12 protein-coding genes are annotated in these 13,131 nt (G+C 66.7%); 8 read left to right on the top strand and 4 right to left on the bottom strand.

All coding sequences use genetic code 11. The features are described 5' to 3' along the window. Nucleotides 1-63: 63 nt before the first annotated feature. Nucleotides 64-2,364: a molybdopterin-dependent oxidoreductase gene (locus Y900_RS11835; protein WP_081845076.1), complete on the top strand. Its 2,301-nt coding sequence runs from the start codon at nt 64-66 to the stop codon at nt 2,362-2,364. Here Y900_RS11835 and Y900_RS11830 read toward each other — a convergent pair. Then, nucleotides 2,361-3,638 carry a glycoside hydrolase family 27 protein gene (locus tag Y900_RS11830; RefSeq protein ID WP_036341996.1) on the bottom strand — a complete coding sequence of 426 codons (1,278 nt, stop codon included), beginning with the start codon at nt 3,636-3,638 and terminating at the stop codon, nt 2,361-2,363. The genes Y900_RS11835 and Y900_RS11830 overlap by 4 nt on opposite strands. Then, nucleotides 3,605-3,916 (bottom strand): Rossmann-fold NAD(P)-binding domain-containing protein, encoded by a 312-nt coding sequence (locus Y900_RS11825; protein ID WP_051660014.1) that lies wholly within the window; start codon nt 3,914-3,916, stop codon nt 3,605-3,607. Before Y900_RS11825 ends, Y900_RS11830 begins: the two co-directional genes overlap by 34 nt. 120 nt (nt 3,917-4,036) lie before the next feature. On the opposite strand from Y900_RS11825, the gene Y900_RS11820 reads away from it, so the two are divergent. Genes Y900_RS11820 through Y900_RS11795 form a run of 6 tightly spaced genes read left to right on the top strand, consistent with a single transcriptional unit; the run spans nt 4,037 to nt 10,311 of the window. Continuing rightward, nucleotides 4,037-5,467: an alpha/beta hydrolase gene (locus tag Y900_RS11820; protein ID WP_036341995.1), complete on the top strand. Its 1,431-nt coding sequence runs from the start codon at nt 4,037-4,039 to the stop codon at nt 5,465-5,467. 43 nt (nt 5,468-5,510) lie between these two features. Beyond that, on the top strand, nt 5,511-7,415 hold the full coding sequence (locus Y900_RS11815; protein WP_420329756.1) for an ArnT family glycosyltransferase: 1,905 nt from the start codon (nt 5,511-5,513) through the stop codon (nt 7,413-7,415). After that, complete coding sequence (locus Y900_RS11810) at nt 7,412-8,179, top strand: SCO6745 family protein (RefSeq protein WP_036341993.1); 768 nt, start codon at nt 7,412-7,414, stop codon at nt 8,177-8,179. Before Y900_RS11815 ends, Y900_RS11810 begins: the two co-directional genes overlap by 4 nt. A gap of 16 nt (nt 8,180-8,195) precedes the next feature. Next, complete coding sequence (locus tag Y900_RS11805; protein WP_036341992.1) at nt 8,196-8,588, top strand: hypothetical protein; 393 nt, start codon at nt 8,196-8,198, stop codon at nt 8,586-8,588. Continuing rightward, a complete protein-coding gene (locus tag Y900_RS11800; protein WP_036341991.1) occupies nt 8,585-9,022 on the top strand; it encodes an RDD family protein in 438 nt (145 codons plus the stop codon). The genes Y900_RS11805 and Y900_RS11800 overlap by 4 nt, the downstream gene beginning before the upstream one ends. 29 nt (nt 9,023-9,051) lie before the next feature. Further along, nucleotides 9,052-10,311 carry a serine/threonine-protein kinase gene (locus Y900_RS11795; RefSeq protein WP_036341990.1) on the top strand — a complete coding sequence of 420 codons (1,260 nt, stop codon included), beginning with the start codon at nt 9,052-9,054 and terminating at the stop codon, nt 10,309-10,311. A gap of 63 nt (nt 10,312-10,374) precedes the next feature. Here Y900_RS11795 and Y900_RS11790 read toward each other — a convergent pair whose 3' ends face one another. Beyond that, the gene (locus tag Y900_RS11790; protein ID WP_036346500.1) at nt 10,375-10,785 is read right to left on the bottom strand and encodes a hypothetical protein; all 411 of its coding nucleotides are present in this window, start codon (nt 10,783-10,785) and stop codon (nt 10,375-10,377) included. Between the two features lie 272 nt (nt 10,786-11,057). On the opposite strand from Y900_RS11790, the gene Y900_RS11785 reads away from it, so the two are divergent. Next, nucleotides 11,058-11,420, top strand: a complete 363-nt coding sequence (locus Y900_RS11785) for a hypothetical protein (protein WP_131536154.1) — start codon at nt 11,058-11,060, stop codon at nt 11,418-11,420. Here Y900_RS11785 and Y900_RS11780 read toward each other — a convergent pair. Then, a complete protein-coding gene (locus tag Y900_RS11780) occupies nt 11,417-12,916 on the bottom strand; it encodes an APC family permease (protein ID WP_036341989.1) in 1,500 nt (499 codons plus the stop codon). The two genes, Y900_RS11785 and Y900_RS11780, sit on opposite strands and share 4 nt — an antisense overlap. Between the last annotated feature and the right edge of the window lie 215 nt (nt 12,917-13,131).

Below are 13,131 nucleotides of genomic sequence, written 5' to 3'. Positions count from 1 at the left end.
CCGCCGGGGTTATCCCCAGGGTTTACTCACACCTGTGTAATTCGCCTCGGCCGGCACCGGCTGATGGCAAAGTTGACGAAACGTCGGCGATCGCGAGCCCGGCCGACTTACCGTGGGTCGGTGACCACCGAGAAGATCGAGCTGGCCGCCATCGGCCGAGACGGCCGCCACCTCTACACCTGCCCGTTGTGTGAGGCCATGTGTGGCTTGGAGATTCAGGTCTCCGACGGGCGTGTCGACAGCATCCGCGGTAACCAGGACGACGTCTGGAGCCGGGGGCACCTGTGTCCCAAGGGCGCGTCGCTGGGCGCCGTCCACGACGATCCCGACCGGATCCGTAAGCCGATGATCAAGGTCGACGGACAGTGGCAGGAGGTCAGCTGGGACGCCGCCTTTCGGCGCTGCACCGAACTGCTCGCCCCGGTGATCGCCGAGCATGGCATCGGTGCGGTCACCTGCTATACCGGCAATCCACTGGCGCATTCGTTCTCGCTGGGCCGCTACACGGGCGTCCTGCTGGGTATGTCGGGAATCCCGGTCAGCTACTCACCGGGCACCGTCGACCAGTGGCCGAAGAACCTCTCGTCGCATCTGATGTACGGCAACTGGTGGGGATTCCCGGTTCCCGACATCGAACGCACCGACCTGTTGGTCGTGATGGGCGCGAATCCGGCCGCCTCGCAGGGCTCGCTGCTGGCCGCCCCCGATGTGATGGGCATCCTCGGCCGCATCGACAACGTGATCGTCATCGACCCGGTCCGCACCGCGACCGCGGCGAAGGCCGACGAATGGTTACCGATCACCCCGGGAACCGACGCCGCACTGCTGCTGGCCGTGGTGCACACCTTGTTCGAGGAGGACCTGGTCCGCCCGGGCCGCCTGGCCGACCACGTCGACGGTGTCGAGACTTTGCGGGCGGCCGCGGCCGATTGGTCACCGGAGCGGGTGGCCCCGGTGACGGGCATTGACGCTGAGCGCATCAAACACCTCGCCCGCCAACTGGCGGGCACCGAACGTGCCGTCGTGTACGGGCGAATCGGGTTGTGCAATCAGGAGTTCGGCAGTCTGGCCAGCTGGCTGGTCGACGTCGTCAACATCCTCACCGGCCACTTCGACACCCCGGGCGGTGCCATGTTCCCCCGGCCCGCGGTGTGGACGGTCACCGCCCAGCCCCAGCCCGGCCTGGAGGGTGGACTGCCCGAGTTCGGCCGCTGGCAGACCCGTGTTCGCGGCGCCAAGGAGGTACTCGGTCAGGTGCCGGTGTCGTGTCTGGCGGAGGAGATCGAAACACCGGGGGAGGGACAGATCCGCGCACTCATCACGGTGGCAGGCAATCCGGTGCTGTCCACCCCACAGGGGCATCGGCTCGATGAGCTGCTGCCGGGCCTCGACGCGATGATCGCGGTTGACTTGTGGCTCAACGAAACCACCCGCCATGCCGACGTCATCCTGCCGGGCTTGTCGCCGCTGGAGCAGCCGCATCACGACGACCTGATCCTGGCGTTCGCGATCAACAGCATCGCGAACTATTCCGCACCGGTGTTCACCCCCGAGGATCCCGGCCGCCCGGAGGAGTGGGAGATCTTGGTGCGGCTCACCGGCTTGTGCGCGGGAACCCCTGCCGAAGAGGTCGACGTCGCCGCAATCGACGACGGGTTCTTCGACTACCTGTGCTTCACCCAGGGACTCGACGGCGCGCAGGTGCGCAGCAACTACACGCAGGGCGGACCGGAACGCATTCTCGATCTGACCCTGCGCACCGGGCCGTTCGGCGACCGCTACGGCGAGAACCCGGACGGGCTGAGCCTGGCGAAGCTCAAGGAGCAGCCCAACGGGATCAACTTCGGGCCGATGGTGTCGCAGGTACCCGAAATCCTCAACACCACAGACAAGAAGATCCGTCTGGCCCCGCAGTACCTGCTCGACGACATCCCGCGGCTGGGCCGGCGTCTCGAGCGCGAACCCGACGAGCTGGTGTTGGTGAGCCGACGTCATCTGCGGTCGAACAATTCGTGGCTGCACAATGTTTCGGTCTTGATGAAGGGCCGCGATCGCTGCACCCTGCTGATGCATCCCGATGACGCCGCCAGTCGCGGGGTCGCCGGCGGGGAGACGGTGTCGGTTGAGTCCTCGGCCGGCCGCATCGAGGTGCCGGTGGAGGTGACCGACGCCATCAAACCCGGTGTGGTCTCGATGCCGCACGGCTGGGGCCACGGCAAACCGGGCACCCGGATGTCGGTGGCCAACGGCTCACCCGGCGTCAACACCAACATCCTGTCGCCGCCGACGTTCCTCGACGAACCGTCGGGCAACGGGGCGCTCAATGGCATTCCGGTGACTGTGGTCTCCGCGAAAAGCGGTTAGCCACAGCCTCGTTCGACACGTAACACCACTGTCGAGTGCGGTGCGAGGGCGCCGCCCTTAAGATCACCGGTGGTAGTGCTGTCGGTGTGGGCCCATAGATCGCGGACGTTGTAACACGCGGCCCGGGGCAGCCCGGCCGCGGCTGCGGTCGTCGTGATGGAGGCGGTCGCCGAATCGGGGTTCACCAGCGCGATGGCTACCGCGCCGCCGGTGAGTGGTTTGACCCAGACCCTGCGGTCCCCGGTGAGTGGATAGCCCTGGACGACAAGGGGATCCTGGTCCACTGCAATGATCTCGTGGTTGGTGAGGATGTCGCGGGTCTGCGGTGACATGGTCCGGATATCGTTGCCGGCCAACAGCGGAGCCGCCAGCATCGCCCACAGCGAGATGTGGGTGCGCTGTTCGTCGGCCGTCATGCTCGGCCCGACCTGCCCGGCCAGGGTGTCGGCCATCCCCGGATGGGTGGTCACGAAATCCGGCCAGGAGACGCCGGCCACCAGCATGTCGGGATCGTTGACGTGGCCCGGCTTGCTCTGCGAAGCCAGCGGAATGGCCGCATCCACCTGCTCTTGCACGCCGAACACCGGGCCGTCGTTGCCGAACTTGCTGCGCCACAACGGCACCAAGTCGATCGTGTTGCGCGACATGTCGGCGACCTGCGACCAGTCGTCGGGTTGGGGAACGGGGTCGCCGGAGACATTGGGGTTGATGCTGTAGAAGATGTGTCTTCCGGTGGCCCGCAGCGCATCTCGCATGGCGGTGAAAACCCTGACCTGATGCGCATGGTCGGTGTCGGTGCTGCACCAGTCGTACTTAAGGTAGTCGACACCCCACCGCGCGAAGGTGGCGGCATCGGCTGTTTCGTGGCCTTCGCTGGTGTCGCCCGGGCCCAGTCCGCAGAGTTGGTAGCTGGGGCTGGCGTAGAGGCCCAGGAGCATTCCGTGCTCGTGTGCGTACTGTGCCACTGCGGCGATGCCATCGGGGAACAGGCGGGGATCGGCTTGCAGGTTGCCATCCGCGTCGCGGTGGTTGGCCGCCCAGCCGTTGTCGAGGTTGACATACCGATAGCCGGCGTCGCGCATCCCGGAGGACACCATCGCGTCGACGGTCTCCTCGACGGTCCGCTCGGACAGTGGGATACCGGAGTTCCACGAGTTCCAGCCCATCGGCGGGGTGAGGGCCGTCGGAGCCGGCCGGGCTGGCGGCCGGCCACAGGCCGAGACGCCGGCGGCCAACAGAACTAGGCAGCCGAGGATCGTCGATAGTCGGCGCATAGCGCAAGAGTAGGAGTCGCTTCACCGAAGTACGCATGTGCCCGGGCCATCACCTGTTCGGCCTGCGTCGGATCGGTGGTGTCGGCGACGATCAGGAACAGCTGGGCGCTGCTGTGGCCGTGGCCGATTCGCACCAGGTCGGCCGCGTTGCGGTCGACGGCCACGACGCAGTTGCCGGCCGCCAGAAGTGCCCGGGCAAGCCGGAATCCCCGGTCTGTTCCGGCGTCGAGGACCAGAACGAACGGACTGTTCTTGGCGGGGTTCGCAGGAAATGCCATGGCCCCACTCAACGGTCCGGACGTGAGCGGCCGCTATGTCGCGCCTAGGAGTTGGCGGTGCGACAGGCGAATTCAGGAAACTGACACGATTCGTACAGGCGCGTGCCGCATTCTTGCCCGGTGCCTCCGAACGGGCCAACGCCGCCCCCGCCGGCTCCGACGCCGACTCTGATGCCGCGCTTGCCCGATCCGGACTTCAGCAAGTTCGGGCACGGTATCTCGCTGCTCGGCGGCTGGCTGCCGACCACAATTGAGGTTGTCACGATCGTCGTTGTCATCGCCGCCGTCGGATGGCGATCCAAACGGTGGCGCCTGCTGTGGGTACCCGTCTCGGTGGGTATCGGCGCGCTGGTCGCGGTCACAGCCTGGGCCTGGATGGACTCCGAGGGACTGGCATCGAACCCCGCCCCGCTTCGCCTCTGGCTCTGGACGGGAGCCAGCGCGGCGATGCTGCTGGCGGCGGCTATTGGTTGGACAGCTGCGTCGTGGCGCCGCCGCGTGCTGTCACTGGTGGCGATTCCGCTGACACTGCTGTGCTCGCTGCTGGTGCTCAATCAGTGGGTCGGCTACTACCCAACCGTCGAACGAGCCTGGGGAGACCTCACTTCGGGGCCACTGCCCGATCAGATCGATGCCGGCGAGCTGGCGGGGCTGCGCGACACCCGCCCTGCCACCGGCAAGGTGCTCGTGATCGACACCCCCGACACGGTCAGCGGGTTCAGGCACCGGCACGAGTACGTCTATCTGCCGCCGGCGTGGTTCGCCGGTTCGGTGCCGCCCTCACTGCCGGCTGTGATGATGATCGGCGGTGAGTTCGGCAACGCCTCGAACTGGATTCGGACGGGCAACGCGGTCTCCGCGATCGACGACTTCGCCCGCGCCCACGGCGGTGCTGCTCCAATCTTCGTCTTCGCCGACTCCAGCGGAAGCTTCAACAACGACACCGAGTGTGTGAACGGTCCCCGTGGGAACGCCGCGGACCATCTGGTCGACGAAGTTCGGCCAGATGTCGTCTCGCAGTTCGCCGCTTCCACGGAAGCCGCGGAGTGGGGGGTCGTCGGGTGGTCGGCCGGCGGGACGTGTGCGATGAATCTGGCCGTCATGCATCCGGAACTCTTCACCAGCTTCGTGGACATCGGCGGCGACCGCGGCCCGAACTCCGGTACCAAGGAGCAGACGATCGAACGCCTCTACGCCGGTGACGCCGCCAAGTGGGACGCCTTCGATACCCGCACCGTGATGAGTCGCCACGGGCCCTATACCGGCGTCGCGGGCATGTTCGTGGACTCCCAGGAACCGCCCGACGACAAGAGCGAGAACCTTCCCGAGCGTCAAGTGGAACGCCTGGCGCCGGTCGGGTTCGGCGGTCACGGCGACGAAGATCAGTTCCGCGAGAAGGGTGCACTCCCGGACTTGTGTGTTGCGGCGCAGGCGGTGAACATCGGCTGCACGTTGCGGGTGTACGTGGGATATCACACCTGGCAGTTCGGCGCCCGGGCCTTTGCCGACGCCCTGCCCTGGATCGCGCAGCGCCTCCGGCCTCATAGCTAGCTCACAAGGTTCACATAGCTGCGACCGGAGTTCGGCTGGCGCAATGGGCTTTATGACCGCAACTCTCGCGCTGCCCGCGCGGCCCGGTGCCGACGCCGAGCCCCGTCGATTCACGCTGTCGACCACCGCCTGGCGCCGAATCGCCCTCGGTGCACTCCTGGTCGCCACTGCCATCACCTACCTGTGGAACATCACCATCAACGGGATGGGCAATGGGTTCTATGCCGGCGCGGCCCAGGCTGGTTCGAAGAACTGGGAAGCGCTGCTGTTCGGCTCGGTGGATCCGAACAACTTCATCACCGTGGACAAGCCGCCGGTCTCGCAATGGGTGATGGGTCTGTCCGGCCAGATCTTCGGATTCAGCAGCGCGAGCATGCTGGTGCCGGAAGCACTGATGGCAGTCGGCGCGGTCGCACTCCTGTACGGCGCGGTCCGCCGGATCGCAGGCACTGGCGCCGGTCTGCTCGCCGGGGCGGCTTTCGCGCTGACACCGGTGGTGGCGTTGATGTTCCGCTACAACAATCCCGACGCGGTGATGGTGCTGCTCATGATGTTCGGTGCCTACTGCACTGTCCGTGCGCTCGAACGTGCCAGCGTCAAGTGGATCATGTTGGCGGGCGCCGCTTTGGGTTTCGCATTCCTGGCCAAGATGCTCGAAGGGTTGATGGTCGCGCCGGCGATCGGTCTGGTCTACCTGCTGGTGGCGCCGACGTCGATGCGGGGCCGGCTGCTGCACGTAGCTGCCGCGGCCGCCGCCTGCATGGTGTCGGCCGGCTGGTTCGTCGCGCTGACGCTGCTGTGGCCGGCGTCGTCGCGGCCGTATCTGGCCGGATCCACCGACAACAACTTCATGAACCTGGTGATCGGTTACAACGGTCTGGCGCGGATCCTCGGGCGCAACCACGCAGCCCCGCAAACACATGCCGGCGCTCCGGCCGCGGTCGACTTCGGCCAGCACGGCGGGTTCGGCGGCTTCGGCCGGCAAAACCCCGGGCTCACAAGGCTGTTCACCGGTGAGTTCGGCTTCGAGATGGGTTGGCTGCTGCCGGCGGCACTTCTCGGCCTGGTGTTCGTGCTCGCGGTGCGCGCTCGTGCGCCGCGCACCGATCTGGTGCGGGGCGGAGCCGTGTTGTTCGGCGGCTGGTTGCTGGTCGACGGGCTGGTCCTCTCGTACATGAAGGGCATGGTCCACCCGTACTACTGCCTGTCGGTGGTACCCGCGGTGGCCGCGTTGGTCGCCATCGGTGGCCGGGAGATGTGGTTGCTGCGTGACCGGCTGTTCGGTCGATTGGCCTTGGCGGCAACGATTCTGGTGACGGGCGCCTGGAGTTGGTGGCTGTTGGGCCGCAACGCTGACTGGCTGCCGGCCTTGCGATGGGTGATTCTGGCGGTGACGGTCGTAGCGGTCGCTGTGCTGCTGGTCGGTCTCGCCGCCGACCGCCGCCGGGTGGCCGCGATCGCATTGGGTGTCGGCGTTCTCGCCGCCGCGGCCGGGTCGGGCGCGTATGCGTTCGCCACCATCGGCCAGTCGCATAACGGCGGCGGGGCGCAGGTCGGCCCCGCGCAGGCCGACCGGGGTCATGGCCGACCTGGTGGGGACGACGGCGACAACGTCGCGCTCGACAACCTCCTGAAGGCGACCGACACGAAGTGGTCGGCGGCGGTGAACGGCTCCTCGGCGGCCGCCGGTTACGAGCTGGCCACCAACACCGCGGTGATGGCGATCGGTGGATTCGGTGGCAGCGATCCGGTTCCGTCGCTGACCCAGTTCCGGGCCGACGTCGCCGCTCACCAGATCGGGTACTACATCGCCCCCGGCAACCACGGCGGCCCTGGCCGCGGTAACCAGCACGCCGACATCACCGCGTGGGTGGCGGCCAACTTCACGCCCAAGACGGTGGGATCCGACACGGTGTACGACCTCACCTCCGTACACTCCGGCGAATGAGCGATATCGACGTCGAATCGATCCGGACCGCCGGCGCGGCCATCGGCGAGGCCATCAGCGTGTTCATGCTCAACCCGGACACCTTCGCGAAGAGCCTCGCGGCGGGCTATCCGGACCCGTTCGCCGCGTACTTCGCCGGCCGCGGTGGCGTCCTCGGCGACGCCACCGGCACCACGGTCACCGCGGTGTTCGCCGTCTTCGAACCCAACCTCGCGCGGTCGTGTTGGGAGAACGGCGTCGCGGTGCACCCCGCGTCGGAGAGTTGCCGGCTCTACTGGGATCAGCTCGCCGAGTTCGGCAGGACATACCTGGCCGGGACCGAAGGGCTGGACCGCATCGCCGAGTTGGGTGAGAAGGTCATCGGGAACGCCCCAGAGCCCGGTCTGCCGCTATATGCGGGCTGGCGGGCCATGCCGCTGGCCGACGACGCCCCCGCACGCGCCCTGCAGGTGATGATGGTGCTGCGGGAGCTGCGAGCCGCGGTTCATTTCAACGCCCTGACGATCTCCGGGCTGAGCCCCGTCGAGGCGCACATCCTCAATCACGGCACGGACTATGCGGCGTTCATGGGGTGGCAGCCGCCGTTCGACGACGCGGCGGGCAAGAAGGACGCGTACGACCAGGTCGAAGACCACACCAACCGGCGGATGGCGCAGATCTACCAATCCGCGTTGTCGGCGGCCGAGGCCGACGAGCTGGCCCGGTTGAGTGTGGCCGCACTGGCGGCGTTGAAGGCCAGCGCGCCGGCCCCGGTCGGCGCCTGAGCACTACGATCTCCTCGTGTTCTGGGAGCGGCTTCCGCTGATCGGCGAACCGTTACGGGCGACCCGGCTGGAAGCTACCCGGATCGGTGTCGCGGGGCTGACGAGAATCGTCGAACTCGTTCTGGAGCAGATCGATCTCACGGCGCTGGTCCGCGACAGCGTCGACATCGACGCGATCGTGACCGACGTCGACATCGATGCCATCATCGCGCGCATCGATCTGATCGGGCTGGCCGACCAGATCATCGACGGGGTGGACCTGTCCACGATCATCCGCGAGTCGACCGGGACTGTCACCGCGGAGGTGATGACCGACGTGCGCAGCCAGACGGCACGTGCCGACGACATGATTTCCGGTTTCGTCGACCGGATGCTGGGCCGGGAGCCGGGCACCCAGGAACGTCAGTGACCAACGCGGGCATCGTTTCCCGAGGGTTGGCGGCTCTCGTCGACATGGCGGTCGTTCTCGTCACGATGGGTGCCCTCTATCTCGGTTTGGCGTTGACGATGTTGATGGTCAACCCGGCCACTTTCCGGTTCCCGGCCCCCAACCTGGTCTTCTCGACCACAGTGACTCTCGGCGTGTCGGTGCTGTACCTGACCGGGGGCTGGACGCTGTCGGGACGGACATTGGGGATGGTCATAGTGGGAGTTCGGGTGGTGGACCGGCGCGGGAAGCCCATGCGCGTTGCTGTCGCGGCGCTGCGAGCGGTGGCCTGCGTGTTGTTCCCGGTCGGGTTGCTGTGGGTTGCTGTCGACCGCCAGCGACGGTCGGCGCAGGACGTCGTGCTGGGCAGTCGGGTCGAGTACGACCGGCGTGCCCCAGGCGCTCCCGTTCGGTAATCGTCACCGGTGATGACTAGGATGCCCCAATGCCGTTAGCTGACGGCCAGGTTGTTGCTGGTTACACCATCCTGCGGACACTGGGGGCCGGAGGCATGGGTGAGGTTTACCTCGTCCAGCACCCCCGGCTGCCCCGGCACGACGCGCTCAAGGTGCTCGGTTCCGCGGTCAGCTCCGATGACGAGTACCGCAAGCGGTTCAACCTCGAGGCCGACATGGTGGCCACGCTGTCGAACCGGCACATCGTCACGATCTACGACCGCGGCGACTTCGACGACAAGCTGTGGATCGCGATGGAGTACATCGACGGCACCGATGCCTCCCGTCTGCTCGCCGAGCGCTATCCGTACGGGATGCCGCCCGCCGAGGTCGTGCGGATCATCACCGGGGTTGCCGAAGCACTCGATTATGCGCACAGCCGCGGACTGCTCCACCGCGACGTGAAACCCGCCAACATTCTGCTGGGTCTCCCCGGCACCGGTGACGAGCGAGTCATGCTCGCGGACTTCGGAATTGCCCGCTGGATGGGTCAGTCGAGTGATCTCACCGGAACCAACATGACCGTCGGAACCGTCGCGTACGCCGCCCCTGAGCAGCTCAAGGGCGAGCTGATCGACGGTCACGCCGATCAATATGCGCTGGCGGCGACGGCTTATCACCTGCTGACCGGCATGCCGCCGTTCCAGCACACCAATCCGGCGATCGTGATCAGTCAGCATCTGAGCTCCGATCCGCCCGCCATCGGCGCCAAGCGGCCCGAACTGGCCTGCCTGAGCCAGGTTTTCGCCAAGGCGCTGGCCAAGGATGCCGGTAAGCGTTACACCCGTTGCATCGACTTCGCGCGGGCGCTGCAGCAAGGTATCGGTACCGCGGAACGTCAGACCGGCGCGACCGACGTGACGAGTTCCGCGCCGGCATCCGGTGCGTCGGCGAAGGCCGGTGCGGGTCGCCACGCCAAGCCGGAGTCCGGTTCCTCGCGCCGCCGGCTGCTGATCCCGGCGATCTTGGGTGCGGTGGTGATCATCGCCGGTGCGACCGCGGGGGTTTCATTACTGTTCGGCCGGCGCGGTGTGGACACCGCTGCCGCGCACACGCCGGCGCCACCGCCTGCTGTGTCGAGCCGGATGGATCTGCCCGTCGTGGTGATCGGCGCGAACTGTGCTGTGCTGGGTGCGGCCGCGGTCGGTGAGAACGGCGCGCCGGCCTACTGCGCGCACGCGACCGCGGGCACCGGTCCGATCGTGTGGTCGCTGCAGCCCGAGAAGCCGGCGACCGGCGGGTCGAACTAGCGCTGATCGGCCGGCGGCTCTACTCAGCTGTCGAGCCACCGGCCGGCCGCATCGCACGCCGGGTTACAGCGGGATCCACTGGCCCAGGAACCAGAAGCCCCAGCCCGCGCCATTACCGGCCGGCATCGGCTGGACCCACTGGCCGTTCCAGTTGAAGGGCTGGTGATCTTGGCGGGCCTGATCAACGTTGCGATGCTGCCAGTCGCCCGGCCCGTTGTTCTGGTCGCCCGGCCCGTTGTTCCAGTTGTTGTCGTGCCCGTTGTTGTCGTGCCCGTTGTTGTCGTGCCCGTTGTTCCACCCGTTGTTGTCGGGGCCGTTGTTCCACCCGTTGTTGGGGCCTTGGCAGTTCTGCTGGCCGGGGCCGCCGCACTGGCCGGGGTCGGCACTCGCGGTTCCGATACCGAGCCCGAAGAGTCCGGCCGCACCGATGCCGACCGCCGCGGTCGAGGTGTAGATCAATCGTGTGAGATTCATCGTCATATCCGTTTCGTTGCTCGAGTTGCACTTGCGGTTACGACGTTATGGACGGGGGATTTGTACGAGCTGTGACACGAATTGGCGCGCGCTGAGGGAGTAGTAACGTATCGAAAACGGTTCGGTATCAGCGATTTTGCCCGAATTCCAGGCGTTGGCGAGTTTGTTGACAGCCGACTGTACGGAGTTTGGCTGTTGTGGCGCATGGCTTTTGCTGGCGTCAATAGTTAGACATGTCACCTGTGAACACAGGTATTCGGTCGGTATGTCTGGTGGCATCCGTTTCAGCGGTGGTTGTGTTGGGCGCGGTTGCCTGTGGATCCAAGGGAGCCACGGGTCCGACAACTGTCACCGTCACGTCCACCCCGACCACGACGACCGCCGCTCCGGCGACGCATCACCAATACAACTCCGGCTCAGGCGGCGGAGCACAACCGCAGCAGACCGTCGTCGAGACCCAGGCGCCGCAGACCGTCACTGCGACTCAAGATCCGCAAACAGTGACCAATACCGAAACGGCAACGCAGACCGAGACTTCCGTCGCGACGTCGATCGCCACCGCGACCCAGACGGTCACGGTGGCGCCGAACCGGCCCTTCGGGCCGAATGGCTTCGGCAACCACAACGGCGGCTAAGTCCGCTCTGTCGGTAGCGTCTTGCCGCGGAAGAAGGCCGGGGCCTTGAGGTTCCACAGGATCATCAGTACGACACCGAACGCCAGGCTGAGCACGCCGACGACGAACGCGGTGCCGACGTCGAGGATGGAGCTGCCGGAACCGGTGCTCGGGTCGGCCATCAGATACGCGTCGACGACGCCCACCGGGATCAGGATCAGTGCACCGATGCCGGGCAGGATCACCTGACCCATCGCAGTGCGCCACGATCGAAAAGCGGTGCGCCAGAAGTACACAACTGAGGAGATCGCCACCACGGAGTAGTACGTCATGATCGCGATGCCCACGCTGTAGACCGAATCCGACACCACACTGTCGCTGACCACATCCAGCATGCAGTAGATCGCCAGACTGGTCAGGCCGATCACCCAGGTCGCGTACTTGGGCGTCGAACTCGCTTCGCTCACCGAGGCGAACCGGTCCGGCAACGCCTTGTAGGTCGCCATCGACAACAGCCCGCGGGCCGTCGGCATGACGGTGGACATTGTCGCCGAGAATGCGGACACCCCGACTACCAGCGCCGCCAGCATCGCGCCGCGTTCGCCGATCGACTGGGTGGCCAGCGTGGTGAAGACGTTGTCGACGTTGCCCTCGTGAGTCAGGCTCGTGTCACTGTTCGGGTCGATACCGGCGAAGGCCAATGCCGCGACGGAGAAGATCACGTAGGTGGCGACCGTGATCAGAATCGCGGTGACGCCGCTGCGACCGGCGTCGGCCGACGTTCCGGACGTTTCTTCGGACATGGCCAGCGAGGCGTCGAAGCCCCAGAAGATGAAGATGGCCACCAGGAAGCCACCCAGTAGACCACTGAAGTCGTGAATTGCGAACGGGTTGAACCACTCCCACGAGAACGACTCGGCGGTTGCGCTCTGCCCGCCGCGGAATACCGGGATGATCATGATGACCGCGAACACCAGCAGCCCGCCGTACTGAATGATCGTCAGGATCAGGGTGGTGCGGGAGGATTCCTCAGCGCCGCGGGCGACCAGCCACGTGGTCAGCAGGATGAACACCGTGGCGACGGTGATGTCGAACCACACCGGGGACGAGTCCATGCCCACCAACACAGCGGCGGCGTTGGTCAGGATCCCGGCGGCGCCGACACCGGCCAGGATGGACGACAGCACCAGCGCGAAGCCACCCATCCAGCCGATGTGCGGCGCGATCGCCTTGGAGCCCCAGGTGAACACGGTCCCGGCATCCGGGGCGGCGTCGGTGAGGTGCTTGTAGGCCAGTGCGACGAAGTACATCGGGATGACGGCGATGATGAAGACGATCGGTAGCTGATAGCCCACTTCCTGCGCGCCGCGCCCGAGCGCACCGGTCAGCGAGTAGGCCGGGGCGGTGGCGGCCAGACCGATGGCGACCGCTCCTACCAGGGAGACCGACCCCTTCTTGAGGCCCTTGGAGCGCAGGCCGTGCATCAGCGGATCGACGATTGCTGCGTCTTCGGCCATCAGCGGATTCTGCCACCGCGGATGCCGGACGAGCGCCGTTACGGCGGGATCCGAATCGCCGTCGGGTCAGCGCCCCGGGCACCGCCTCGGAGGCGGGCTTGCCGGAGTGGCCGGGGCCGGGCCGCACCGAGAGGTGCGATGTGGTGACTGACGCCGAATCGCTGGGCTGCGGGCGCAGGCTGATCACCCAATTGCGCACGGCCGCAAGCGCACCG

The sequence above is a fragment of the Mycolicibacterium aromaticivorans JS19b1 = JCM 16368 genome, assembly GCF_000559085.1.
Lineage (GTDB): Bacteria > Actinomycetota > Actinomycetes > Mycobacteriales > Mycobacteriaceae > Mycobacterium > Mycobacterium aromaticivorans.
This window is presented reverse-complemented; position numbering and strand designations above follow the sequence as displayed.

What these genes read in the sequence shown, in the direction of transcription:
- Y900_RS11815 (WP_420329756.1), top strand. Translation starts at nt 5,511, where the DNA reads ATGGGCTTTATGACCGCAACTCTCGCGCTGCCCGCGCGGCCCGGTGCC.
- Y900_RS11795 (WP_036341990.1), top strand. Translation starts at nt 9,052, where the DNA reads ATGCCGTTAGCTGACGGCCAGGTTGTTGCTGGTTACACCATCCTGCGG.
- Y900_RS11835 (WP_081845076.1), top strand. Translation starts at nt 64, where the DNA reads ATGGCAAAGTTGACGAAACGTCGGCGATCGCGAGCCCGGCCGACTTAC.
- Y900_RS11825 (WP_051660014.1), bottom strand. Translation starts at nt 3,916, where the DNA reads ATGGCATTTCCTGCGAACCCCGCCAAGAACAGTCCGTTCGTTCTGGTC.
- Y900_RS11810 (WP_036341993.1), top strand. Translation starts at nt 7,412, where the DNA reads ATGAGCGATATCGACGTCGAATCGATCCGGACCGCCGGCGCGGCCATC.
- Y900_RS11780 (WP_036341989.1), bottom strand. Translation starts at nt 12,916, where the DNA reads ATGGCCGAAGACGCAGCAATCGTCGATCCGCTGATGCACGGCCTGCGC.
- Y900_RS11790 (WP_036346500.1), bottom strand. Translation starts at nt 10,785, where the DNA reads ATGAATCTCACACGATTGATCTACACCTCGACCGCGGCGGTCGGCATC.
- Y900_RS11830 (WP_036341996.1), bottom strand. Translation starts at nt 3,638, where the DNA reads ATGCGCCGACTATCGACGATCCTCGGCTGCCTAGTTCTGTTGGCCGCC.